The 23,387-nt window shown below is 67.5% G+C and carries 18 protein-coding genes; 14 read left to right on the forward strand and 4 right to left on the reverse strand.

Translation table 11 applies throughout. From position 1 onward, the window contains the following. The first annotated feature begins 33 nt into the window (after window positions 1-33). From JVX91_RS19915 to JVX91_RS19935, 5 genes are all read left to right on the forward strand, one after another. Entirely contained in the window at window positions 34-2,460 is a 2,427-nt protein-coding gene (locus JVX91_RS19915) for a glucose/quinate/shikimate family membrane-bound PQQ-dependent dehydrogenase (protein ID WP_205335884.1), read from the forward strand. Window positions 2,461-2,552: 92 nt separating this feature from the next. Further along, a complete protein-coding gene (locus JVX91_RS19920; protein ID WP_205335885.1) occupies window positions 2,553-3,818 on the forward strand; it encodes a carbohydrate porin in 1,266 nt (421 codons plus the stop codon). Window positions 3,819-3,965: 147 nt separating this feature from the next. After that, on the forward strand, window positions 3,966-4,298 hold the full coding sequence (locus JVX91_RS19925) for a hypothetical protein (RefSeq protein WP_205335886.1): 333 nt from the start codon (window positions 3,966-3,968) through the stop codon (window positions 4,296-4,298). Between the two features lie 304 nt (window positions 4,299-4,602). Beyond that, on the forward strand, window positions 4,603-6,174 hold the full coding sequence (locus JVX91_RS19930; RefSeq protein WP_205335887.1) for a sensor domain-containing diguanylate cyclase: 1,572 nt from the start codon (window positions 4,603-4,605) through the stop codon (window positions 6,172-6,174). A gap of 136 nt (window positions 6,175-6,310) precedes the next feature. Next, window positions 6,311-6,601 carry a hypothetical protein gene (locus JVX91_RS19935; RefSeq protein ID WP_205340132.1) on the forward strand — a complete coding sequence of 97 codons (291 nt, stop codon included), beginning with the start codon at window positions 6,311-6,313 and terminating at the stop codon, window positions 6,599-6,601. A gap of 132 nt (window positions 6,602-6,733) precedes the next feature. Here JVX91_RS19935 and JVX91_RS19940 read toward each other — a convergent pair whose 3' ends face one another. Both JVX91_RS19940 and JVX91_RS19945 read right to left on the reverse strand, forming a co-directional pair. Beyond that, the gene (locus JVX91_RS19940) at window positions 6,734-6,874 is read right to left on the reverse strand and encodes a hypothetical protein (RefSeq protein ID WP_205335888.1); all 141 of its coding nucleotides are present in this window, start codon (window positions 6,872-6,874) and stop codon (window positions 6,734-6,736) included. A gap of 66 nt (window positions 6,875-6,940) precedes the next feature. Further along, window positions 6,941-8,896 (reverse strand): PAS domain-containing sensor histidine kinase, encoded by a 1,956-nt coding sequence (locus JVX91_RS19945; protein ID WP_205335889.1) that lies wholly within the window; start codon window positions 8,894-8,896, stop codon window positions 6,941-6,943. 186 nt (window positions 8,897-9,082) lie between these two features. Between JVX91_RS19945 and JVX91_RS19950 the strand changes: the two genes are divergently transcribed. Then, window positions 9,083-9,598, forward strand: coding sequence for a DUF4142 domain-containing protein (locus tag JVX91_RS19950; protein WP_205335890.1), 516 nt, complete (start codon window positions 9,083-9,085; stop codon window positions 9,596-9,598). A 48-nt stretch (window positions 9,599-9,646) separates the two neighbouring features. On the opposite strand, the gene JVX91_RS19955 is transcribed toward JVX91_RS19950, so the two are convergent. Further along, window positions 9,647-10,438 carry an alpha/beta fold hydrolase gene (locus JVX91_RS19955; protein ID WP_205335891.1) on the reverse strand — a complete coding sequence of 264 codons (792 nt, stop codon included), beginning with the start codon at window positions 10,436-10,438 and terminating at the stop codon, window positions 9,647-9,649. Further along, a complete protein-coding gene (locus JVX91_RS19960; RefSeq protein WP_205335892.1) occupies window positions 10,425-11,534 on the reverse strand; it encodes a DUF3182 family protein in 1,110 nt (369 codons plus the stop codon). The genes JVX91_RS19955 and JVX91_RS19960 overlap by 14 nt, the downstream gene beginning before the upstream one ends. An 86-nt stretch (window positions 11,535-11,620) precedes the next feature. On the opposite strand from JVX91_RS19960, the gene JVX91_RS19965 reads away from it, so the two are divergent. The 8 genes from JVX91_RS19965 to JVX91_RS20000 all read left to right on the forward strand — a co-directional run bounded on the left by JVX91_RS19965 (window position 11,621) and on the right by JVX91_RS20000 (window position 23,380). Next, window positions 11,621-11,809: a DUF2934 domain-containing protein gene (locus JVX91_RS19965; protein WP_205335893.1), complete on the forward strand. Its 189-nt coding sequence runs from the start codon at window positions 11,621-11,623 to the stop codon at window positions 11,807-11,809. Window positions 11,810-12,211: 402 nt separating this feature from the next. Next, window positions 12,212-13,741: a glycogen synthase GlgA gene (gene glgA / locus JVX91_RS19970; RefSeq protein ID WP_205335894.1), complete on the forward strand. Its 1,530-nt coding sequence runs from the start codon at window positions 12,212-12,214 to the stop codon at window positions 13,739-13,741. After that, window positions 13,738-15,486, forward strand: a complete 1,749-nt coding sequence (gene treZ, locus JVX91_RS19975; RefSeq protein ID WP_205335895.1) for a malto-oligosyltrehalose trehalohydrolase — start codon at window positions 13,738-13,740, stop codon at window positions 15,484-15,486. The genes glgA and treZ overlap by 4 nt, the downstream gene beginning before the upstream one ends. Continuing rightward, window positions 15,483-17,525, forward strand: a complete 2,043-nt coding sequence (gene malQ, locus JVX91_RS19980; RefSeq protein ID WP_205335896.1) for a 4-alpha-glucanotransferase — start codon at window positions 15,483-15,485, stop codon at window positions 17,523-17,525. Before treZ ends, malQ begins: the two co-directional genes overlap by 4 nt. Further along, complete coding sequence (gene treY / locus JVX91_RS19985) at window positions 17,518-20,244, forward strand: malto-oligosyltrehalose synthase (RefSeq protein ID WP_205335897.1); 2,727 nt, start codon at window positions 17,518-17,520, stop codon at window positions 20,242-20,244. Before malQ ends, treY begins: the two co-directional genes overlap by 8 nt. Then, a complete protein-coding gene (locus JVX91_RS19990) occupies window positions 20,241-20,714 on the forward strand; it encodes a DUF2934 domain-containing protein (protein WP_205335898.1) in 474 nt (157 codons plus the stop codon). The genes treY and JVX91_RS19990 overlap by 4 nt, the downstream gene beginning before the upstream one ends. A gap of 15 nt (window positions 20,715-20,729) precedes the next feature. Beyond that, window positions 20,730-22,859: a glycogen debranching protein GlgX gene (gene glgX / locus JVX91_RS19995; protein ID WP_205335899.1), complete on the forward strand. Its 2,130-nt coding sequence runs from the start codon at window positions 20,730-20,732 to the stop codon at window positions 22,857-22,859. A 107-nt stretch (window positions 22,860-22,966) separates the two neighbouring features. Next, entirely contained in the window at window positions 22,967-23,380 is a 414-nt protein-coding gene (locus JVX91_RS20000; RefSeq protein ID WP_205335900.1) for a CBS domain-containing protein, read from the forward strand. The last annotated feature ends 7 nt before the right edge of the window (window positions 23,381-23,387 follow it).

Consider the following 23,387-nt stretch of genomic DNA (forward strand, 5'->3'; position numbering starts at 1 on the left):
TAATCGACGCATTCCACAGCGAGAACCTTCTGTATGAAACCGGTACAGCGCGCCTCCCGCGCGAGCATATTCATCCTCCTCGGCCTGGGCGTGATCATCGCCCTCCTCGGCCTCGCCCTGGCCGCTGGCGGCATCCGCCTGGTCAGCCTCGGCGGCTCCTGGTACTTCCTCATCGGCGGCCTGGCCATGGCCGTTTCCGGCCTGCTGATCGCCCTTCGCAAACCGGCCGGCGCCTGGCTGTTCGGGGCATTCCTCATCGCCACGGCGATCTGGGCCGTGGCCGACAGCGGCCTGGTGTTCTGGCCGCTGTTCTCGCGGCTGTTCATGTTCAGCGCCATCGGCGTGGTGGTCGCGCTGGTCTATCCGCTGCTGGCCCGCTCGGCAGGCCACAACGCTGGTCGTGGCGCCTATGGCATCGCCGGTGTGCTGGCGGTACTGGTGGTGATCGCCGCCGGCAACATGTTCGTTGCCCATCCCAGCGTCGCGCCCACCGGCAAGGGCCCTGGCCTGACACCGGTGGACCCGGCCCATGCGCAGAAGGACTGGGCGCACTACGGCAACACCGAGGGTGGCAGCCGCTTCGCCGCACTGGACCAGATCAATCGCAGCAACGTCGACAAGCTGAAGGTGGCCTGGACCTACCACACCGGCGACGTGGCGATCAGCGACGGCAACGGCGCGGAAGACCAGCTCACCCCGCTGCAGGTAGGCGACAAGGTGTTCATCTGCACCCCGCACAACAACCTGATCGCGCTGGACGCGGACACCGGCAAGGAACTGTGGAAGAACGAGATCAACGCCCAGTCCAAGGTCTGGCAACGCTGCCGTGGCATGGCCTATTTCGATGCCACCAAGGAAATCGTCCAGCCGACCCAGCCAAACAGCACGCCGGTCATCGCCGCCAGCGTTCCAGCCGGCGCCAACTGTCAGCGACGCCTGCTGACCAACACCATCGATGCGCGCCTGATCGCTGTCGACGCCGACACCGGCGAGTTCTGCCAGGGCTTCGGCACTAACGGTCAGGTCGATCTGAAGGCAGGATTGGGCGACGTACCCGATTCCTACTACCAGCTCTCCTCCGCTCCGTTGATGGCCGGCACCACCGTGGTGGTCGGCGGCCGCGTCGCGGACAACGTCCAGACCGACATGCCCGGCGGCGTGATCCGTGGCTTCGACGTCATCACCGGCGCCATGCGCTGGGCCTTCGACCCGGGTAACCCGGAAGACAAGCAGGCCCCGGCGGACGGCAAGACCTACGTGCGCAGCACGCCCAACAGCTGGGCGCCGATGTCCTACGACCCGGCGATGAACACCGTCTTCCTGCCCATGGGCAGCTCCTCCACCGACATCTATGGCGTGGAACGGACGAAACTCGACCACACCTACGGCGCGTCGATCCTTGCCGTGGACGCCACCACGGGCGCCGAAAAGTGGGTTTACCAGACCGTGCACAACGACCTCTGGGACTTCGACCTGCCGATGCAGCCGAGCCTCGTCGACTTCCCCGTGGCCGACGGCAAGACCGTTCCGGCAGTCGTCATCGGCACCAAGGCCGGGCAGATCTATGTGCTCGACCGCGCCACCGGCAAGCCGCTGACCGAGGTCAAGGACGTCGCGGTGAAGCCGGGCAATATCCCCGATGAGCCCTACTCGCCGACCCAGCCGAAATCCGTCGGCATGCCGCAGATTGGCGCGCAGACCCTCAGCGAATCGGACATGTGGGGCGCCACGCCCTACGACCAGTTGCTGTGCCGCATCGACTTCAAGAAGATGCGCTACGACGGCCTCTACACCGCGCCGGGCACCGACCTGTCGCTGAGCTTCCCCGGCTCCCTGGGCGGCATGAACTGGGGCAGCCTGTCCACCGACCCGGTGCACGGCTTCATCTTCGTCAACGACATGCGCCTGGGCCTGTGGATCCAGATGATCCCCTCCGCCAACAAGGGCGCTGCGGCTGGCGGTGGCGAGGCGCTGAACACCGGCATGGGCGCCGTACCGCTCAAGGGCACGCCCTACGCAGTGAACAAGAACCGCTTCCTCTCGGTGGCCGGCATCCCGTGCCAGGCCCCGCCGTTCGGCACCCTCACCGCCATCGACCTGAAGACCCGCCAGGTGGCCTGGCAGGTACCGGTGGGCACCGTGGAAGACACCGGCCCGCTGGGTATCCGCATGCACCTGCCGATCCCCATCGGCCTGCCGACTCTTGGCGGCACGCTGTCCACCCAGGGCGGCCTGGTGTTCATCGCCGGCACCCAGGACTTCTACCTGCGCGCCTACGACAGCAGCAACGGCAAGGAAATCTGGAAGGCCCGCCTGCCCGTCGGCAGCCAGGGCGGCCCGATGACCTACGTGTCGCCGAAGACCGGCAAGCAGTTCGTCGTCATCACCGCTGGCGGTGCGCGCCAGTCCACCGACCGTGGCGACTACGTGATGGCCTACGCGCTGCCCGACAGCCAATAAACCTCCCATCGCGCCCGCCTCGTGCGGGCGCCTCCTTCCGGCGCGGCTCTACCACCGCGCCTTTTTTTATTCGCTTCAAGATCAGGATTTCCATGCGCATTTCCCTCCGCCTCACGCCCGGCCTGCTGCTGTGCGTTGCCTCGCTGCCTGCGCTGGCCGAAGAAGGCCTGCTCGAACGATCCACCATGACCGGCGACTGGGGCGGCCTGCGCCACCAGTTGGAAGAAGATGGCGTCAAGTTCACCGGCGACTACAGCGGCGAGACCGCGTACAACGCCCACGGCGGCCTGCACCGCTCCGCGCGCTATTCGCAGAACATCAAGCTGGGCGTGCAATTCGACCTGTCGAAGCTCTATGGCCTGGAGAATGGCGGCAAGGTCCAGCTGACCATCAACGACCGCCGCGGCAACAGTGCCTCGGAAGACCTGGTGGGCAACCGCCTGCCGATCCAGGAAAACTACGGCGGCCTCTACACCCGGCTGACCGAGCTGAGCTACGAGCGCGACCTGAGCCAGGCGGTGAACCTCAAGCTCGGCTACATGGCCATGGGCAACGATGTGGGCGGGCTGGACAGCGGCATCCTCTGCAACTTCATGAACGCCGGTTTCTGCGGCCATCCGTTGAACATGTCCGGCGGCAGCGGCTGGACCAACTACCCCAACGCACACCTGGGCGCGCGAGTGAAGTACAGCTTCGCTCCCGACTGGCAATTGCGCATCGCCGCGTTCAACTTCGACCCGGAAAGCAACGGCAACTCCAGCCGCGCCTGGCACCTTACGCCCAAGCACACCACTGGCACCGTGGTGCCCATCGAGCTGATCTACAAGCCCCAGGGCGAGCTGCCCGGCGAGTACAAGCTGGGCTGGTACTACGACAGCTCCAACGTGCAGCGCATCGGCAGCGACAAGGAAGTGTCCGGTCGCAGTGGCCACTACCTGCTGGTGGACCAGGCCGTGTGGAATGACCCGGCCTCGAAGGGGCGCAGCCTGCACCTGTTCGGCCAGGCCTCGGCCGCGAGCAGCGCCGCCTCGCCCTTCACCAAGTGGTATGGCGCGGGCGTGGTGCTCTACAAACCCTTCGAAGGCCGCCCGAAAGACAGTCTCGCGCTGGGTTACGGCCGCGCCGTGCCGAACCCGCGCAGCCGCGATGTGCAGGAAAGCAATGCCCTCGCCAATGGCCAGGACTACCCGAACCTGGACAGCGGCGAACAACTCATCGAGCTGAGCTACGGCTACCAGGCCACGCCGTGGCTGACCCTGCGCCCGAACCTGCAGTACGTCATCGAGCCGGGTGCCTTCTCCGGCCAGGACATCGACAACGCCCTGCTGCTCGGCCTGCAGGTGAAAGCCAGCTTCTGAGAAAAGCGATCCTGAGACAAATTGATACAGTAACCATATGATTACTAAGTCTTTTCCTATACAAACTGGACGCAGATGCTCCTAAACTGGCCTGTCACCCTGCGGGAACACCCGCAGGACGTTGACACCGGTTATATGGAGCTACACATGCCCGGTTGGTATGAAATCAAGGAACTCAGCAGCGGCAACCGTCGCGTTCTGCTCAAGAACACTGCCCACGGTACTCTGCTGGAAACTCTCGCTTACCCGACACAGGAGGCAGCCGAGCAGGCCATCAACAGCCTCCGCAGCTCCTGTGCGGCCGTCGAGCGCTACAAGCGCCAGATGTCCCCCGGCGGCAAGAATTTCTTCGTGATCCGCGACAACACCGGTGCAGAACTGCTGACCAGCAAGCTGTACGACTCCGAGGCCACGCGCGACCAGGCGATTGCAACGATCGCCCAGGCCGGCCTCAGCACCGAGCTGCGTTCGCGCGCTTGAGTAAGCAATGAAAAAGCCCCGCGCAATGCGGGGCTTTTTTGAAGTCGGTAACCACCGCAGGACGCACACCGGTTGCTCCCCAGGTGTGCGGATCACGAAGCTTGCTCCCGGCGGGAAAGCCCGACCATGTGACTCCCGGCGCATCCCCGCCTATCCTGAAACCTGACCTGTCGAGGACAGTCGGACCAGGCAGCCCGCCATAGCACGGACACTCCATGGATAGTCCCCTGACATCGCGCCACGGCGCAGACACCTGTGTTCTCGTCGGACGCTCCGGTGCGCCCCGCTCCCTCCGGGTGGCCGCATGAAGCGCTGGAGCCGTAAACCGCTGACCCTGCGGGTGCTGATCCTCGTCTTCGTGCTGCTGGCCGCCCTTGCCACGCTCGGCAACAGCCTGTTCGTGGCCTACACCGTACAGCGCTCGGCACTGATCCACACGACCCTCGAGGCCAACCGCGCCTACGCCGCCAAGGTCGCTTCCAGCATCGAGGAGTTCATCCACTCGGCGCAGCGCAACCTGGCCTTCAGCTCCGGCATCCTCGCTACCCACCTGGACGACCCGACGGTGCTGCATGCCGAGGCCATGCGCCTGCAGGCCCAGGACACCTACTTCAACTCCATCGCCATCGTCGACGCGCAGGGCAAGGTGCTGCAGGCCTATCCCGATTCCCTGCAGATCGTTGGCACCACGCTGCGCTCGGTGGGCGTCCAGCAGGCCCTTCAGCAGAAACGTCCGACGGTCAGCCAGGCCTACGTGTCCATCGCCGGCAACCTGGTGGTGTTCATCTCCCAGCCGATCATCGGCCCCTCCGGCGAGTACCTCGGGCTGGTCGGCGGCTCGGTGTACATCCTCAAGCAGAGTGTGCTGCACACCATTATCGGCAGCCACTTCCACCACGAAGGCACCTACGCTTTCGTCGCCGACGCCAACCGCCGGCTGCTCCAGCATCCCGAAGCGCAGCGGGTCGGCGAACGGCTGGATGACAACCCTGCCGTGGAGGCGGCGCTGCGCGGGGAAACCGGCTCGATGGAAGTCGCCAATACCCAGGGTGTCGAGATGCTCGCGGGATACGCCCAGGTACCCAACGCGAACTGGGCGGTGGTCGCCCAGCAGCCCCGCGACCTCAGCCTGGCGCCGCTGGGCCTGCTGATGAAGGACATGTTCTTCGGCCTGATTCCCGCCAGCCTGCTCGGTGTGCTGATGATCTGGGGCGGTGCCCTGCTGATTACCCGGCCGCTGCGGCAGCTGGCACACAGCGCCGAACGCCTGTCCGCGCCGGGAACGCCCCGTGAACTGCAAAGCATCAACACCTGGTATCGCGAGGCGGCCGCCATCCGCCAGGCCCTGCTGACCGGCGTGGGACTGATGCAGCAGAAACTCGGCCGGCTCAGCCAGGAAGCGCAGAGCGATGCACTGACCGGGCTGGCCAATCGCCGGGCGCTGGGCCTGGCCCTGGCGACGCTGGAGCAGTCCGGCCAGGCCTATGCGGTGCTGGCACTGGACATCGATCATTTCAAACAGGTCAACGACAGTTGGGGCCACGACGCCGGCGACGAGGCGCTGCGCCGGGTCGCCGCGATACTGCGCGACTCCTCCCGCGCCGCGGACCTGGCCTGTCGCGCTGGCGGCGAGGAATTCGTCCTGCTACTGCCGGAAACCAGCCTGGAGGCCGCCAGTGGCATCGCCGAGCGCATCCGCGCCACGGTGGCGGCGACGGTGATGCCCGGCGTCGGCCATGTCACCCTGTCCATCGGCGTCGCCGAAAGCGATGCCGCCGCATCGACCTCCGAATCCGTGCTCAAGCAGGCTGACCTGCGCCTGTACCAGGCCAAGCAAACCGGGCGCAACCGGGTCGTCAGCGGAAACCCCGACTGACCCCGCACCTCATGACCATTCGTCTCCAGCGCGGAACGCCGCGCAGTCCTGCCAGTCATCCGAGGACGCGGCACACAGCCGAGCCGCGGCAGCGCCACCCGGTAATCGGCTTGGTCAATCGAAGAAGGTAATGACGATGGGCTGGAACGATCATCAGGATGTGGAACTCACCGATGGGCTTCGTCGACTGCTCGACGAAGGACAGCTGGAGGCCGACGGCTCCCAGGCGGTCCTGGCCCTCTACATCATCAACCACGGGTTCGCCGCGCTCTCCGAGGAGCAGCAGCAACAGTTCCACGACGACCTGCTGCCCTTGCTGGACCTGCGCTCGCGCAGCGACGAGCTGGACGCGATGATCAACGATCCGGGCAACGAGGACCCCGGCTCGCTGATCGACACTGACGACGGCCTGCGCACCCGGCGCTGACTCCCCCGTAACCCCGCCGCACGACACGAAGAACAGGCCTCGTAATGCCTTGCCCTGCCCTGCTGCTCCAGTCACCCGAAGCGAGCGGCGCAACCAGGGCCAGCAGCGGTTGCCGCCCCTGAAGCTGAGGTTTCACTGCTCCGGCCGTGGAACCGGCTCCTCGGGTGGCTGCTGCATGGGCACTTCTTCGGGAAAGTCTTCGGGAATCTGGCTCTCGCGGTCCGGCGGAGCTTCCTGCGGTTCCGGTCGCTGGGCATGAAGTTGCGGGTTCATCACACGTCCTCCTCGAACGATGGCTCTCACTGGTTGGAGTGCGCCGGTCGAGGAGGTTCGATTTTTCTAAGCGCCGCTCTTCACTTGCAGCAGCAGCGCCAGCAACTGGTCTCGGTCGAAGGGCTTGGGCAGGCGCATGACCGACTCGGCGAGGGTATCCACGCGCCCGGCGTAGCCCGTGGTGAGCACGCAGTTGAGCCCCGGATACGCCTGGCGCACCTGCTGGATGAGCAGCATGCCGTCCATGTCGGGCATGGCGAAGTCGGTGATCAACAGGTCGTAGTCCGCCATTTCCTCCAGCTGTTGCAGGGCCCCGCGCGCGGAGTCGGCGCGCCCGACGTAGCAGCCCAGGTCGCTGAGCAGCGCCGTGGTTCCGTCCAACACCAGCGCGTCGTCATCGACCACCAGCACCCGCAGGCCCACGTCGACCACTCCCCGGGACAACGGGATGGCCTGTACCTGCGGCGCGGCCTGCTCTTCCGGTAGTGCTTTCACTTTCACCGCCGGCAACCAGATTTCCGCCGTGGTTCCGCTGCCGGGCGTGCTGCGCAACAGCAGTGCGCCGCCCTGCTGCTGCGCCAAGCCGTGGACGATGGACAGGCCCAGGCCGGTACCCTTCCCTGTCGCCTTGGTGGTGAAGAAGGGTTCCGCCGCCCGGCGCAAGGTGCCCTCGTCCATGCCCTGCCCGGAATCGGTCACCGTCAGGCACACATAGGCGCCGGGCGCCAGTTTGCCGCTCTGGCGGGGCCCGACCACCTCGTTGCGGGCGGCGAAGACGATGCTGCCGCCGTTGGGCATCGCATCGCGGGCATTGGTGGCCAGGTTGATGATCGCCAGCTCCAGCTGGTTCTGGTCACTCATGACCGCGTCCAGTTGCAGCGGAAAGCGGGTTTCCAGGCTGATGGTCGGCCCCAGGGAACTGACCAGCAGCTCGCTCATGTCCTGCAGCAGCGCGGGTAGTTGCAATGGCTGGGGAAACAGCCGCTGCTTGCGGGCGAAGGCCAGCATCCGCTGGGTCAGCTGGGCGCCGCGCCGCGTCGCTTCCAAGGCGTTTCGCCAGATGCCCTCGACCTTCTCGTTGTCCGCCGGCAGATGCCGTTCGAGCAGTTGCAGCCCACCCAGGATCACCGTCAGCAGGTTGTTGAAGTCATGCGCCACGCCGCCGGTGAGCTGGCCGAGCGACTCCATCTTCTGCGACTGGATCAGTTCGTCACGGGCGCGCTCCAGTTCTTCCTGGACGCGGCGCTTGTCGGTGATGTCACGGGTGATCTTGGCGAAGCCCAGCAATTTGCCGGTGTCGTCGAAGACCGGATCGATGACGATGTTGGCCCAGAAGCGCGAGCCATCCTTGCGCATCTGCAGGCGCTCTTCCTCGTAGCGCCCCTCGGCCAGTGCCGTGGCCAGGCTGGCCTCCGGAACGCCGTTCTGGCGGTCGTCCTCGCAATAGAAACATTCGAAGCGCCGGCCGATGATTTCCTCGGGGTAATAGCCCTTGATCCGCTCCGCGCCGGAGTTCCAGCTGGTGACGTTGCCCTCGGGGTCGAGCATGTACAGCGCGTAGTCGGTAACGCCATTCACCAGCAGGCGGAACTGCTGTTCGCTGCGCCGCAACGCCTGTTCGGTCTCGTGCTGCTCGGTGCGGTCGCGGGTGATCTTGGCAAAGCCCATGAGCGCGCCGGAACTGTCGCGGATCGCGTCGATCACCACATGGGCCCAGAACGAGCTGCCATCGCGATGCAGGCGCCAGCCTTCGCTTTCATAGCGCCCCACGCGGGCGGCTTCATCCAGGGCGTGCTCGGGGAGTCCGGCCTCGCGGTCGGTGGGCGTGTAGAAACGGGAGAAGTGCTCGCCGAGGATCTCGTCGGCGGCGTAGCCCTTCAGGCGTTGCGCGCCGGAACTCCAGCTACTCACCCGGCCATCGGGATCGAGCATGTAGATGGCGTAGTCGGTTACAGCTTCGACCAGCAGCCGATAACGGGCGTCTTCGACGAATTGGGCGTTGCTGGCGATGGTATCCGGCATGAAATCAGCGCTCCCCAGAAGCTACTTCAGCAAAGCACAGGCGCGACCTCCCCACCTGCCGCGCCGCCAAACGGCGCGCCACGTGGCCTGCGGCACCCGGCGAAACTCTGAACCCCCACCGGCCAGGACGGATCAACCGTGGAACCTCGCCGTGCGAGGTCATTCCATCCGACCAGGAGAAACGTCATGAAAGGTACTGCTCTGATTGCCGGCGCGCTACTGTCCGGCGCCATGCTGATGGCGACGCCCTTGCTGGCCGCCGATCCGGCGGCGCAAGCCCAGACCTTCGTCACCGAGGCCTCGGCCGCCGGCATGGCCGAGATAGACGCCGCCAAGCTTGCCCTGAAGAAAAGCCAGGCCAAGGACGTGAAGTCCTTCGCCCAGCACATCATCGATGACCACACCAAGGCCAATACCGAACTCAAGGCACTGGCGGACAAGCACCAGCTCACGCTCGCCGACGGACCCAGCCTGACCAACCAGGCCAAGGCCAAGGTCCTCGATGTCCGCGACGAATCCTTCGACGCCGCCTATGCCAACAACCAGGTCGGCGCCCATGAGGAAGCGGTGAAGCTGTTCACCGACGCCGCCAACAACGCCGCCGATAGCGACGTGAAGGCGTTCGCCCAGAAGACCTTGCCGGTGCTCCAGCGCCATCTGGAAATGGCCCAGGACCTGGTGAAGGCACACCCGTCCAAATGACCGAGGCCGCACCCGTTGCCGCTGGCTCGCCAGCGGGTAGCCGGCCGGTCAGCCGACCACCAGGCGGCTGGAGCGCTCGCCCACCACCATCTCGGTGACCCAGCGCACCAGTATGTCGGTATACGCGGCCTGCGCTATCTCGGTGGTCAGCGCGTGGTCGGCCTGGTCGATGATCCTGTGGGTCATCGAGTGGGTGCGCTGGAAGGCGGCGCGGTAGCTCATGATGGTCGAGTGCGGGACGAACTCGTCGTGCTCCGACTCGACCAGCAGCACATCGCCACCGAATCCGGAGCAAGCCTTCAGCGCGCGGTTGCTGGCCGCCGGGATGCGACTGGCGCGATACGCCATCAGGTCCTCGCGCGGCAGGTCGCGCTTGGGCACGTGCCAATCCTCGTCGCGATAGATCGCCGGTACCCGCAGCGCCAACCAGCGCACCGCGCGTAACTCGGTGAGGATCGCCGCGAGATAGCCGCCATAACTGGTACCCACCACCGCTATCGCCTGCAGATCGATGCGCGGATGCGCCGCGAGGCGGTCATACGCCGCCAGCAGGTCGCGCAGGCTGTCTTCGCGCGTGATCGAGCCTTGCAAGGCTGCCCCGGCGCCATGCCCGGCGAGGTCGAAGGTCAGGCACACGCAGCCCAGGCCGGCGATACCCCGGGCGCGCTTCAGGTCGCGCTCCTGGCTGCCACCCCAGCCGTGCACGAACAGCACGCCGGGCACATGGGTGCGTGGGCTGAGGAAGTTGCCCTGCAGACGCAGCGCGCCGACATCGATGTCGATGGGTTCGTCACTGGCATAGAGGTCGTCGCCAGGTTGCAGCGGGTCATTGGAAGACATAGGGCTCCACCATTGCGTACTTCATCAGGAAATCGCCATTGCCGTCGGGGCCACGATAGAGAACGCGGCAGTTCGCGGGCAGCACCTTGTCCTCGAAGATTTCGAAGGTCGACGCGCGCACCGCGCACAGGCCGGGATCGGCGACGAAGGCTTCCAGGGCCGCCAGCTCCGCACCGCTGGCACCGCCGATGCGCCAGGACTGCTCCAGCACACCCGAGCATTCGCGCCCTTGCGCATCCACGCCCTGGGCGACGTCGTAATTGCGGCGCGAGGCGTGGAACTGCGGCAACAGCTGGTGCGCGGCACGGTCGAACTGCACAGCCTGACTGATCGCCTGGCGCACCGAGGCGACCAGGTCGAGCGCCAGCAGGCAGTCGAAATCACCGCGCACCACCCACAGGTCGCTGCCGCCATACACCAGTTGGCCACGCGGGTTGCAGTTCTGCTGCTGGACGCCGTGATAACTCAGCAGCACGCCATTGATCATCACCTGTCCGACGCTATGGGTCTGCGGCTGGCTCAGGTCGTCCTCGATCACCAACCCCTGCCGGTAGTCGGCCTCCTCGTAGCGCGCCAGGGCCTCGGCCAGCCGGTCGCCATCCGCCACCACCTGTTGCCCCTGCCCGCCCCGGCTGGCAGCCGGTTTCAGGCGTTGCGGGCCGCGCCCGAGACGCGCACTGGCGCAACGCAGGGCGTCGTTGTGGCAGAACACGCTGTGGCCATCGAGCACCAGGGGTTTCACCCGCGCAGCGAACGCTTCGCTCCAGCCGCGCGGCGTCATCGTGGGCCGTTCGATCAGCGGGTGGACGATGGCCTTGCCGGCCTGGAAGTCTCGCTCCACATAGCCGCCGAACAGGTCCAGCGGACCCCGGATGCCGAGTTGCGCCGCCTGCTCGCGACCGACCACCGTGGCATCCGGCACCCAATAGAACTGCTGTCCGGGCTGTCGCTGCTCCGGTGGCCGCTCCAGGAAGTCCAGTCCCTGAATCTGCGCCAGCCAGGCGGCCAGCGCGTGATGCGTCTGCACGTCCGCGGGCTGCGCGTCCGGGTCCAGGGAGCAGGCCACGACCAGGCGTGGCGGATCGGCGTCGTTCATGGGGGCACCCTCGGTCAGGCTGTATGAACACTCGACTGACGCCAGGGTCATCGGTTCTACACAAATGACGAACAGTGAGGCCCGGCATGAACCAGGACCGCGAAGCACAGATTCGCCAGAAGGCCCACGACCTCTGGGTCGCCGAAGGCAAACCCGCCGGACAGGCCGCGCGCCATTGGAAGATGGCCGAGGAAAGCCTCGGCCAGCCGCTGCCGGCGGAGCACGCCCAGGACCTCGACTACAAGGGCAAGGACCACCCACGTCGCGACGGATGAGGCAAGGCATATTGCAACCGGCGAAGCGCCCGATCGTGCACTTTGCTGGTTGCACATCGCCATCGCCCGAGACATTTCCCCCGCTCTATCAATCACTTGGGATTGCCCGCCAGGCTGGTACGGACCCTGCTTGCCGTTCTATCTGGCGCCTGCTGGTTTGCCTCGCAGCGCCACCTTTCGCCTCTGCCTGCACGACCTCCTCGGAAGCGGCCACACACCGAAGCGAGGCTGTCGATTGCGCGCCGGCGAAGGTGTCCGCCGCCGGTCAAGCGCGGCGCAGAAAATCGAAACTTCGTCCTTCGGCGGCCAGTCCTCCGAAAGACAGGAGGCAGCACCACGAGGCTTTGCCCGGAGCCGCCAGGAATGGCCGGCCCCTCACCTGACGAGAGCGAGGAACGAACGATGCGTAACCAGCTGGCCGACGTGCGCCTGGATGAAGCCACAATCAACCTCACCCCGATCCCGTCGGCAGAGGGCACGCCTGTTCAGCGCCCTAAACGGATTCTCTTCGTCACCTCCGAATTCAGCGACTTCGTCAAGGCCGGCGGCCTGGGCGACGTCTCCGCCGCCCTGCCCCGCGCACTGCTCGACGAGCACGATATCCGCGTGCTGATCCCCGGCTACCCGCAGGTACTCAAGGGCGCGATCGCCTGCGAAGTGGTGGGTCGTTTGCCGGGACGCGCCGCGCTGCCGGCCTGCGACATCGGTGAGCTGAAGCTGGCCGACGGGTTGGTGGTCTATGCCGTGATCTGCCCGGAACTCTACGACCGTCCCGGCACCCCTTACGTCGACCAGAACGGCCACGAATGGCCCGACAACCACATCCGCTTCGCTCGCCTGAGCCTTGCCGCCGCCGACATCGCCGCGGGCATGACAGGCCTGGCCTGGAGCCCCGACCTGCTGCACGTCAACGATTGGCCCAGCGCCCTCGCCCCCGCCTACATGGCCTGGCGCGGGCAGGCCACGCCCAGCGTGCTCACCGTGCACAACCTCGGCTACCAGGGCGCCTGCTCGATGGGCTGCGGCGCCGAACTCGGCCTGCCGGAAACCGCCGGCCTGCCGGACAGCATGGAGTTCTACGGCAAGCTGTCGTTCCTCAAGGCGGGCATCAATCACGCCAGCCACATCACCACGGTGAGCGAAACCTATGCCCGCGAGATCACCGGCGAGGAGTTCGGCTGCGGCATGCACGGCGTGCTCGCCCAGCGTCGCGACCGTGGCCAGCTCAGCGGCATAACCCACGGCATCGACGCCGGCTGGGACCCCTTGACCGACCCGCACCTGATCGAAGGTTTCGACGCCTCGCGCCTTGCCGGCAAGCGTCGCAACGCCGAATTCATCGAGCGCCAGTTCGGCCTACTGCCAGGGCGCGGCCCGCTGTTCGCGGTGGTGTCGCGGCTGGTGCACCAGAAAGGCATCGACCTGACCCTGGCCATCGCCGACGAGATGGTCGCCGCCGGCGGCCGGCTGGTGTCCATCGGCTGCGGCGAGCCGGAGCTGGAACAGGCCATGCGCGATCTGGCCGAGCGCTATCCGGGACGTGTCGGCGTGCAGGTCGGCTTCGATGAAACCACCGCCCGGCGCATCTACGCGGCCAGCGACTTCCTGCTGATGCCGTCGCGCTACGAGCCCTGCGGGCTGAGCCAGATGTATGCCCAGCGCTTCGGCTCGCTGCCCATCGCGCGCCATACCGGCGGCCTGGCCGACACCATCGTCGATGGCGTCACCGGCCTGCTGTTCCGCGACGAGACCCCGGCGAGCTACTTCGACGCCGTGCGCCGCGCGCTGAACATCTACCGCTACCCCGAACTGCTGCACGCCATGCGCTGCAAGGCCATGGAGTCGCCACTGCCCTGGTACGACGCCGTGCGCCCCTACACGGCCCTCTACCAGCGCCTGCTGCAGCGGGTGCCCGCGCAGGCCGTGCGATGACCTTGCGCCATGGCGCACAGGTGCTGCCCGGTGGCAAGGTCCGCTTCTCGCTCTGGGCGCCCAGCGCCCGGCGCGTGGAAGTGGAACTGGGCGGTGGCCGGCTGCACCCGATGGATTGCGTCGGTGACGGCTGGTTCAGCGCCGAACTGCCCGCGGTGTCCGGTTCCACCTATCGCTACCGGATCGACCACCAGCTGAGCGTCGCCGACCCCGCCTCCCGCGACCAGGCCGGCGGCGTGGAAGGCGAAAGCCGGGTAGTCGACCCGGACGCCTACCGCTGGCGATACCCCGCGTGGCGCGGGCGGCCCTGGCACGAGACGGTGCTGTATGAGGTCCACGCCGGGCTGTTCGACGGCTTCTCCGCCTTGCAGGGCCGGCTCGCTGAACTGGCCGAACTGGGCGTCACCGCCATCGAACTGATGCCGCTCAATGCCTTTCCCGGCCGCCGTAACTGGGGCTACGACGGCGTGCTGCCCTATGCGCCGTCCTGCGCCTACGGCGACCCGGACGGCCTGCGGCAGTTCATCGACACGGCCCATGGTCACGGCCTGATGGTCTTCGTCGATGTCGTCTACAACCACTTCGGCCCGCAGGGTAACTACCTGGGGCGCTATGCCGGGGACTTCTTCCGCGCCGACCAGCAGACCCCCTGGGGGCCGGCGATCGACTTCCGCCACCCGGCGGTGCGGGAGTTCTTCATCGGCAACGCGGAAATGTGGGTGCAGGAGTACCACGTCGACGGCCTGCGACTGGACGCCGTGCATGCCATCGCCGACACCGAATTCCTCCTCGAACTGGCCGCCCGCGCCCGCCAGGCCGCCGAGGGGCGCGAGCTGCACCTGGTGCTGGAGAACGAGCACAACGAGGCGCATCTGCTGCAGGGCGAAAACGGTTTCGACGCGCAATGGAACGATGACCTGCACCACTGCCTGCACGTCCTGCTGACCGGCGAGGCCGAAGGCTATTACGTCGACTTCGCCGCCGATCCCATCCAGCGCCTTTGCCGTTGCCTGCGCGAAGGTTTCGCCTTCCAGGGCGAGACCGACTATCGCGGCATCGCCCGTGGCGAGCCCAGCGGCGCCCTCACGCCACAGGCCTTCGTCGCCTTCCTGCAGAATCACGACCAGGTGGGCAATCGCGCCTTGGGGGAACGCCTCACCACGCTGGCCCACACCGACCGCTTGCGCGCAGCCAGCGCCCTGATCCTGCTATCGCCCATGGTGCCAATGCTGTTCATGGGAGAGGAATGGGGCGAACAGCAGCCGTTCCTGTTCTTCACCGACTACCAGGGCGAGCTGGCCCGGGCCGTGGCCGAAGGTCGACGGGAGGAGTTCAAGCGCTTCAGCAAGTTCTCCTCGCCCGGCGCCGCGGCCTGGATTCCCGATCCCAACGACTACCAGACCTTCGTGGCTTCGCGCCCGCGCCCGGACCAGGGCGACGCCCAATGGCGAGACCATTACCGGCGACTCCTCCAACTGCGGCAGCGCTGGCTGACCCCGCACCTGCCCGACAGTCGCGCCGTGGATGCGCGGCCCCTGGGCGAGCGAGCGCTGACGGCAACGTGGCGGCTGGGCGATGGCAGCCTGTGGCGCATCGACCTCAACCTGGGACCGGACGAGATCGCCGTCGAGCCGCCGGCTGAGAGTGCGCAGGTGCTGCTGTGCTGCGGCCAGAACGCCGCCCACTATCGGCATGGCTGGCTGGGCGCCGCCGCGCTGGTGCTGAGCCTGGAGACACGCGGATGAGCGCCGCGCAGCTGGAACGCCTGGCCCGCGAAGCGGGATTGCTGGTCGACTGGATCGACGCCGATAACCGTCCCCAGCGCCTGACACCCGAGGTCCAGCGCAACGTGCTGGAAGCGCTCGGCTTCCCGGCACAGAGCCCCGAGCAGATCCAGCAGAGCCTGGAGCGCCTACAACAGCGCCACGGGGAAACACCGCCTCTCGTGACCGCCGACCAGGGCCAGCCGGTCCGCGTGCCCGCCCCGCCGGGCAGTCGTTATCGGCTGTTCAACGAGAACGACAGCGCCCACAGCGAAGGACGTGTCGACGAGCACGGGCGGATACCCTCGCCGGACACCAGTGGCTATTACCCACTCCATCTCGGCGAGCGGGAGCTGATCCTCGCCGTGGCACCACCGCGCTGTCCGTCCGTGACGCGCTGCTGCCCCGGCCGCCAGCGTATCTGGGGTCTGGCGGTGCAACTGTATTCGCTGCGCCGCGCGCAGGATGGCGGTGCCGGCGATGTCGGCGCCCTGGCCCATCTCGTGCGCGCCGCCGCCGAACAGGGCGCCGACGCCGTGGCGATCAGCCCGGTGCATGCCATGTTTGCCGCGGCGCGGGACATCTACAGCCCCTATTCCCCCTCCAGCCGGCTGTTGTTCAACGAGCTGTACGCCGCACCGGGTCTGGTACTGGGCGACGAGCCGGTGCGCCAGGCGATCGTGGAGGCCGGGCTCGGGGACGAATTCGCCCGCCTGGAGCGCCTGCCGCTGATCGACTGGCTGGCGGTCGCCCGTCTGCGCGACCGCCTGCTGGCGCAGCTCTACCGGAAGTTCCAGAGCGACAGCGGCGAGCTGCACGACGACTTCCTGGCCTTCCGCAACCAGGGTGGCGCCGAGCTGCTGCAGCATTGCAGCTTCCAGGTCCTGCAACTGCGCCGGGCGGAAGCCGGCGAGGGACTGGACTGGCGCTTCTGGCCGGAGCCATACCGCAACGCCGCCAGCGCCGAGCTGGGCCATTTCATGGTCGACGAGGAACAGGCGATCAGCCAGCAGGCGTTCGGCCAGTGGTTGATCGCCCGTGGCCTGCAACGGGTCCAGCAGGATGCCCGCCAGGCCGGCATGGGCATCGGCCTGATCGCCGACCTCGCGGTGGGCGCCGAACCCTCCGGCAGCCAGGCCTGGATGCGCCAGGACGAACTGCTCACCGGCGTCAGCGTCGGCTGCCCGCCGGACATCCTCAATCGCGCCGGGCAGAACTGGGGCATCTGCGCCTTCTCCCCGGAAGGTCTGCGCCGCCATGGTTTCCGTGCCTTCATCGAGATGCTGCGGGCCAACCTGCGCTATGTCGGCGGTTTGCGCATCGACCATATCCTCGGCCTGCGCCGACTCTGGGTGATCCCCGCCGGGGCGCCGCCCGAGGCCGGCGCCTACCTGGAGTATCCGTTCGACGACCTGCTGCGGCTGATCTGCCTGGAGGCGGAACGCGCCCGCGCGGTGATCATCGGCGAAGACCTCGGCACCGTGCCGCCGGGCCTGCGTGAGGCACTGGCGGAGCGCGGCATCCTCGGCATGCGCGTCCTGCTGTTCGAGCAACAGCATGGCCAGTTCATCCCGTCCCGCCAGTGGCCCGACGGCGCGCTGGCCACCAGCACCACGCACGATCTGCCCACTCTGGAAGGCTGGCAGCGCGGCGGCGACATCGACTGGCGGGAAACGCTCGGCCAACGCACCCGAGAAGCCGCCGCCGACGAGCGCAACGCGCGCCAGCAGGAAACCGCCGCCCTGCGCCGCGCGCTGGGCGAACACGGCATCGACGCCGAGCCGCTGCTGGATGCTGCCATCGAGTTCATCGGTTCGACGCCGGCCCCTCTGGTGCTGCTGCCGCTGGAAGATGCGACAGCCAGCGTCGAACAGCCGAACCTGCCGGGGCCAGGCGACACCCATCCCAACTGGCGGCGCCGCTTCGAACAGAGCGCCGCCGAGATGCTCGACGCACCGAGCGTGCGGGCTCGCCTGGAGCGGCTGCGGCGGGCACGCGATGGAGGCCACGGGCATGGTTGACCTCCGCGCCACCCTGCGCCTGCAGTTCCATCACGCATTCACCCTGGACGATGTGTTGCCCTGGCTGGACTACTTCGCCCGCCTGGGGATCAGCCACCTCTACGCCTCGCCGCTGCTGGCCGCACAGCCCGGCTCCCTGCACGGCTATGACGCGGTCGACCCGACCCGCATCAGTGACGAGCTGGGCGGCGAAGCGGCCCTGCGCCGGCTGGTGGCGGGGCTGCGGCAGAACGGCATGGGCCTGATCGTCGACACCGTCGCCAACCACATGCGTATCGGCGCCGCCAACCCGTGGTGGCAGGACGTCCTGGAGTGGGGACTCGACAGCCCGTACGCGCACTTCTTCGACATCCGCTGGCAGAGCGACGACCCGCTGCTGGACCAGCAGGTGCTGCTGCCGTGCCTGGGCGAGGACTACATCGACGAAGTGACCCATGGGCGCATCCGCCTGGACTACGACGCCGCCAGCGGCCGCTTCCTGCTGCGCTATGGCGAACAGCGCTTTCCGCTGTGTCCGTCCAGCTACGGCATGATCCTTTGCCATACCGATTCGCCCGCCTTGCTGGAACTCGCCCCGCGCTTCGTCGAGCTGCATCGCCACCCGCTGGCCCGGCACCTGGCCCAGGGCCTGTGCCAGCAGGTTGCCGCGCAACTGGCCAACGACGGCGTGCGCGAACGCCTGCTGGCTGCGTACCGCGACGACTGGCGCAGCCTGCATCGGCTGATCGAGCAGCAGTCCTATCGCCTGGCCAACTGGCGCGTGGCGGCGGACGACATCAACTGGCGGCGTTTCTTCGACATCAACGAACTGGTGGGCCTGCGCGCCGAACACCCGGATGTCTTCGCGGCGAGCCATGCCTGCCTGCTGCGGCTGATGGACGAAGGGTTGATCGACGGCCTGCGTATCGACCATGTCGACGGTCTTGCCGACCCCCGTGGCTATTGTCGCCGCCTGTGGCGGGCAACCGCTGGCGCGCCGGTCTACGTCGAGAAGATCCTCGCGCCCGGGGAAAGGCTGCCGGCGGACTGGAAGGTTCGCGGCACCACCGGCTACGACTTCATGAATCAGGTTTCGCAGTTGCAGCACGATGCCGCTGGCGAACCGCAGTTGCGCCACCTCTGGCGGGAGTTCAGCGGCCGCCACGAGGACTTCGCCATGGAAGTGCGCCAGGCCCGTGAGCGCGTGCTCGGCTCGCTGTTCGCCGGCGACCTGGAGGGGCTGTCCCAGCAGCTCTGGCACATCGCCCGCTTCGACCTGGCCAGCCGCGACATCCCGCTGGGCTCCATCCGCCGCGCACTTCACCAGTTGCTTGCCGCCTTCCCGGTGTACCGCACGTATGCCGGTGCGCTGGAACGTTCGGCGCAGGATCGGCATTTCTTCTCCCAGGCGCTGGAACAGGCGCGGCACTCGCTGGAACAGAACGACTGGCGCACCCTGGAATGGCTGGATCGGCTGCTCGGCGGCGAACCGCTGCGCGCCGTGCCGCCGGGCGCGCTACGGCAGCTGCGCAGGCTGGCGCTCGACCGGTTCCAGCAGCTCACCCCGCCGATCGCCGCCAAATCCCTGGAAGACACCGCCTGCTACCGCTCGGCCATGGCGCTCGGGCGCAATGACGTGGGCTTCGACCCGCAAACCCTTGGCGGCGACGCCCACGCCTTCCATCGCGCCTGCCAGGATCGGCAACGTGATTTCCCCCAGGCCTTGCTCGCCACCGCTACCCACGACCACAAGCGCGGTGAAGACAACCGCGCGCGGCTGGCGGTGATCAGCGAGCGCAGCGAATGGTTCGCCGAGCAGGTCTGGGGCTGGTGGAAGCTCGCCGCGCCGCTGCGCCGGCAGCTGCCGAGCGGCCCGGCGCCCAGCGGTGGCGATGAGCTGATCCTCTACCAATGCCTGCTGGGCAGCTGGCCGCTGGACCTGTCCGTCGACGACGAGTCGGGCCTGCGCGCGTTCCACGCACGCCTGGAGCAATGGCAACGCAAGGCCATTCGCGAGGCCAAGCTGGACAGCGACTGGAGCGCCCCCAATGAAGCCTACGAGCAGGTCTGTGGCGACTTCCTCGGCGCCATCCTGCTGGAAGACCGTGGCGCGCCGCTGCGCCGCGCCATTGCCGAGGCGGCCCAGGCGCTGATGCCCGCCGGCGCACTCAATGCCCTGGCGCAATGCGTATTGCGCAACACCACGCCCGGCGTGCCCGACCTCTACCAGGGCTGCGAGTTATGGGACTTCAGCCTGGTGGACCCGGACAATCGTCGTGTCCCCGACTTCGCCGCCCACGAGGCACTGCTGGACGGCGCGCCGGACTGGCCGGCGCTGCTGCGAGGCTGGCGTGACGGGCGCATCAAGCAGGCACTCCTGGCCCACGCCCTGGGCCTGCGCAAGCGCTGGCCGGCGTTGTTCGCCCAGGGCGACTACCTGCCGCTGGAGGTGCGCGGCGAGCATGCCGCCCGAGTCGTCGCCTTCGCCCGCGCCCACGCCGGCCAGCACCTGCTGGTGGTGGTGCCACGCTGCGGGGCCGCATTGCTGGGTGCCTCTGCCGTACCGCACATCCCCGCAGAGGGCTGGCGGGATACCCGATTGCACCTGCCTGCTTCCCTGGCCGCCATTCGCTGGAGTGGGCTGGCCGGCCCTGTCGATCCGCATGACGGGGAGCCGCGACTGGCCGAGCTGCTGCGCGACACCCCGGTGAACATTCTGACTTCCGGAGGTGAACGATGAAGCTGAACGAGCGCCGAATCCGCGAACTGGCCTACCAGATCTGGGAGGCCGAGGGACGCCCCGAGGGCCAGCACGAACGCCACTGGCGCATGGCGCGCAGCCTCGCGGAGAGCGAGGCTGCCAATACCGGCGGGCACGAAGAGCCGGTGAAGCCGCGCTTCGAGGGCGAGGAAGAGCCCGAAAAGCCCGCCATCCTGCAGGAGCCGCCCCGGCGCAAGGGCAGCCTGCCCGAGGCCGACCCCGAGGTGCCAGCCGAATCAGCCACGCCCGCCCCGCGCGCGCCACGCAAGCCCGCAGCCAAGACGGACAGCCCGGCCAAGGCGAGCAGCCCGGCGCAAGACGAACCGAGCGGCAAACCGCGCAAGCCGCCGGCCGCTTCCACCACCACCGACGCCAAGACACCGAAGATCAGCAAGCCCCGGGCACGCCCGGCCACACCGGAAAAGCACAAAGCCCCGAAAGACGTCTGACCCCAGGAGCCGGACATGACCCGACGAGCACATTCCCGCGTCACCGAAGGCCGCCCCTTCCCGCTCGGCGCGACCTGGGACGGGCTGGGGGTCAACTTCGCCCTCTTCTCGGCGCACGCCACCAAGGTCGAGCTGTGCCTGTTCGACGCCCAGGGCAAGCGCGAGCTGGAACGCATCGAGCTACCCGAGTACAGCGATGAAATCTGGCACGGCTACCTGCCCGATGCGCACCCCGGCCAGATCTACGGCTACCGCGTCCATGGCCCGTACGAACCGGATGCCGGGCATCGATTCAACCCCAACAAGCTGCTGATCGATCCCTATGCCCGCCAACTGGTGGGCGAGCTGAGCTGGTCGGAGTCGCTGTTCGGCTACACCATCGGCTCGCCGGACGCCGACCTCAGCTTCGACGAGCGCGACAGTGCCGCCTACGTGCCCAAGTGCAAGGTCATCGACCCCGCCTTCACCTGGGGCGAGCAGCAACCCATCCGCGTGCCCTGGAACGAGACCGTCATCTATGAAGCGCACCTGCGTGGCCTGAGCATGCGCCACCCGGACGTGCCCGAGCGCCTGCGCGGGACCTGCGCCGGGCTGATGAACAGCGAGCTGCTCCGCCACCTGCGGCAGCTTGGCGTCACCAGCCTGGAATTGCTGCCGGTGCACGGGTTCCTCGACGACAAGCACCTGCTCGAAAAAGGCATGAGCAACTACTGGGGCTACAACAGCATCGCTTTCTTCGCGCCCCAGGCACGCTACCTGGCCAGCGGCCACATCAACGAATTCAAGGAGATGGTCGCGCACCTGCATGACGCCGGCATCGAGCTGATCCTCGACGTGGTCTACAACCACACCGCCGAGGGCAACGAACTGGGCCCTACCCTGAGCATGCGCGGCATCGACAACATCTCCTACTACCGCCTGCAGGCCGACAACCGGCGCTATTACGTCAACGATTCCGGCACCGGCAACACCCTCGACCTGAGCCACCCCTGTGTGCTGCAGATGGTCACCGACTCGCTGCGCTACTGGGCCACCGAGATGCGCGTGGACGGTTTCCGCTTCGACCTCGCATCGATCCTTGGTCGCTACGCCGACGGTTTCGACGAACGCCACAGCTTCCTCGTCGCCTGCCGCCAGGACCCGGTGTTGAGCCACCGCAAGCTGATAGCCGAACCCTGGGACTGCGGGCCCGGCGGTTACCAGGTCGGCGGTTTCCCGCCCGGCTGGGTGGAATGGAACGACCGCTTCCGCGACACCGTCCGCAGCTTCTGGCGGGGTGACGAAGGCCAGTTGCCGGACCTCGCGCGGCGCCTCACCGCCTCCGGCGACCTGTATGACCAGCGCGGCCGGCGACCCTACGCGTCGGTGAACTTCATCACCGCCCACGACGGCTTCACCCTGCGCGACGTGGTCAGCTACGACCACAAGCACAACGAGGCCAACGGCGAGGACAACCGCGACGGCCACGACGACAACCGCTCGTGGAACCATGGCGTCGAAGGCCCCACCGACGACGCCGCGATTCGCCGGCTGCGGGTGCGGCAGATGAAGAACCTGCTGGCCACGCTGATCCTCTCCCAGGGCACCCCGATGCTGCTCGCCGGCGACGAGTTCAGCCGCACCCAGCAGGGCAACAACAACGTCTATTGCCAGGACAACGAGCTGGGCTGGGTGGACTGGAACCTCGACGACGAGGGCCGCGAACTGTTGGCCTTCACCCACCGCCTGGTGCGCCTGCGCCAGGCCTACCCGATCCTGCGGCGCGGGCGTTTCCTGGTCGGCGAATACAACGAGGAGCTGGGCGTGCGCGACGTCACCTGGCTCGCTGCCGAAGGCACCGAAATGACCGAGGAGCACTGGCACGACCCGCAGCGCCGCAGCCTCGGCATGCTCATGGACGGTCGCGCGCAACCCACCGGCATCCGACGCACCGGCGGCGATGCCACCCTGCTGCTACTGCTCAATGCCGGCCACGAAGACCTGGAGTTCCAGCTGCCCGAGGTGGCCCAGGGCCGCGAGTGGCAATACCTGCTCGATACCGGCGAGGACGCTCGGCAGCGCGATCGCGGCTGGGCCTTCGGCAGCGCCTATCCGCTGGGAGGACGTGCGCTGGCCCTGTTCACCCTGCGCCGCAGCGAGGACTGACCAGCGGGGCGCAATCCCTCTGAACGGCGCCGGGCCTGTCCAGTCGGAACCAGTAGGTGCCCGTGAATCGGGCGCCCCGTATCCGTCCGAAACGCCAGGAGGACAGCATGAAAATCAGCGACATCATGACCCACAGCGTCCAGACCATCCCCCCGGAAACCAGCCTCAAGGACGCCGCCACGCTGATGGCGCGCATCGACAGCGGTGCGCTGCTGGTCAACGAGGGCGACATGCTGGTCGGCATGCTCACCGACCGCGACATCACCGTCCGCGCGGTAGCCGCAGGGCTCGCCCCCGACACCCCGGTACGCCGTGTGATGAGCGGCAACGTGCACTACTGCTTCGAGGACGAAGAACTGCAGCAAGTGGCGGAGAACATGGCGGATATCCAGATGCGCCGACTCCCCGTGCTGAACCGGCAGAAGCGCCTGGTGGGCGTGGTATCCCTTGGCAACATCGCCCGCGCTCGCAGCGCACGCGCCTGCGACACCGTGCTGCGCGGCGTCGCCCACGCCCATTGACGACGGC

The organism is Pseudomonas sp. PDNC002, assembly GCF_016919445.1.
GTDB lineage: Bacteria > Pseudomonadota > Gammaproteobacteria > Pseudomonadales > Pseudomonadaceae > Pseudomonas.

What these genes read in the sequence shown, in the direction of transcription:
- JVX91_RS19965 (WP_205335893.1), top strand. Translation starts at nt 11,621, where the DNA reads ATGAACCAGGACCGCGAAGCACAGATTCGCCAGAAGGCCCACGACCTC.
- JVX91_RS19935 (WP_205340132.1), top strand. Translation starts at nt 6,311, where the DNA reads ATGGGCTGGAACGATCATCAGGATGTGGAACTCACCGATGGGCTTCGT.
- malQ (WP_205335896.1), top strand. Translation starts at nt 15,483, where the DNA reads ATGAGCGCCGCGCAGCTGGAACGCCTGGCCCGCGAAGCGGGATTGCTG.
- JVX91_RS19925 (WP_205335886.1), top strand. Translation starts at nt 3,966, where the DNA reads ATGCCCGGTTGGTATGAAATCAAGGAACTCAGCAGCGGCAACCGTCGC.
- glgX (WP_205335899.1), top strand. Translation starts at nt 20,730, where the DNA reads ATGACCCGACGAGCACATTCCCGCGTCACCGAAGGCCGCCCCTTCCCG.
- JVX91_RS19945 (WP_205335889.1), bottom strand. Translation starts at nt 8,896, where the DNA reads ATGCCGGATACCATCGCCAGCAACGCCCAATTCGTCGAAGACGCCCGT.
- glgA (WP_205335894.1), top strand. Translation starts at nt 12,212, where the DNA reads ATGCGTAACCAGCTGGCCGACGTGCGCCTGGATGAAGCCACAATCAAC.
- JVX91_RS19950 (WP_205335890.1), top strand. Translation starts at nt 9,083, where the DNA reads ATGAAAGGTACTGCTCTGATTGCCGGCGCGCTACTGTCCGGCGCCATG.
- JVX91_RS19960 (WP_205335892.1), bottom strand. Translation starts at nt 11,534, where the DNA reads ATGAACGACGCCGATCCGCCACGCCTGGTCGTGGCCTGCTCCCTGGAC.
- treY (WP_205335897.1), top strand. Translation starts at nt 17,518, where the DNA reads ATGGTTGACCTCCGCGCCACCCTGCGCCTGCAGTTCCATCACGCATTC.
- JVX91_RS20000 (WP_205335900.1), top strand. Translation starts at nt 22,967, where the DNA reads ATGAAAATCAGCGACATCATGACCCACAGCGTCCAGACCATCCCCCCG.
- JVX91_RS19955 (WP_205335891.1), bottom strand. Translation starts at nt 10,438, where the DNA reads ATGTCTTCCAATGACCCGCTGCAACCTGGCGACGACCTCTATGCCAGT.
- JVX91_RS19930 (WP_205335887.1), top strand. Translation starts at nt 4,603, where the DNA reads ATGAAGCGCTGGAGCCGTAAACCGCTGACCCTGCGGGTGCTGATCCTC.
- JVX91_RS19920 (WP_205335885.1), top strand. Translation starts at nt 2,553, where the DNA reads ATGCGCATTTCCCTCCGCCTCACGCCCGGCCTGCTGCTGTGCGTTGCC.
- treZ (WP_205335895.1), top strand. Translation starts at nt 13,738, where the DNA reads ATGACCTTGCGCCATGGCGCACAGGTGCTGCCCGGTGGCAAGGTCCGC.
- JVX91_RS19915 (WP_205335884.1), top strand. Translation starts at nt 34, where the DNA reads ATGAAACCGGTACAGCGCGCCTCCCGCGCGAGCATATTCATCCTCCTC.
- JVX91_RS19990 (WP_205335898.1), top strand. Translation starts at nt 20,241, where the DNA reads ATGAAGCTGAACGAGCGCCGAATCCGCGAACTGGCCTACCAGATCTGG.
- JVX91_RS19940 (WP_205335888.1), bottom strand. Translation starts at nt 6,874, where the DNA reads ATGAACCCGCAACTTCATGCCCAGCGACCGGAACCGCAGGAAGCTCCG.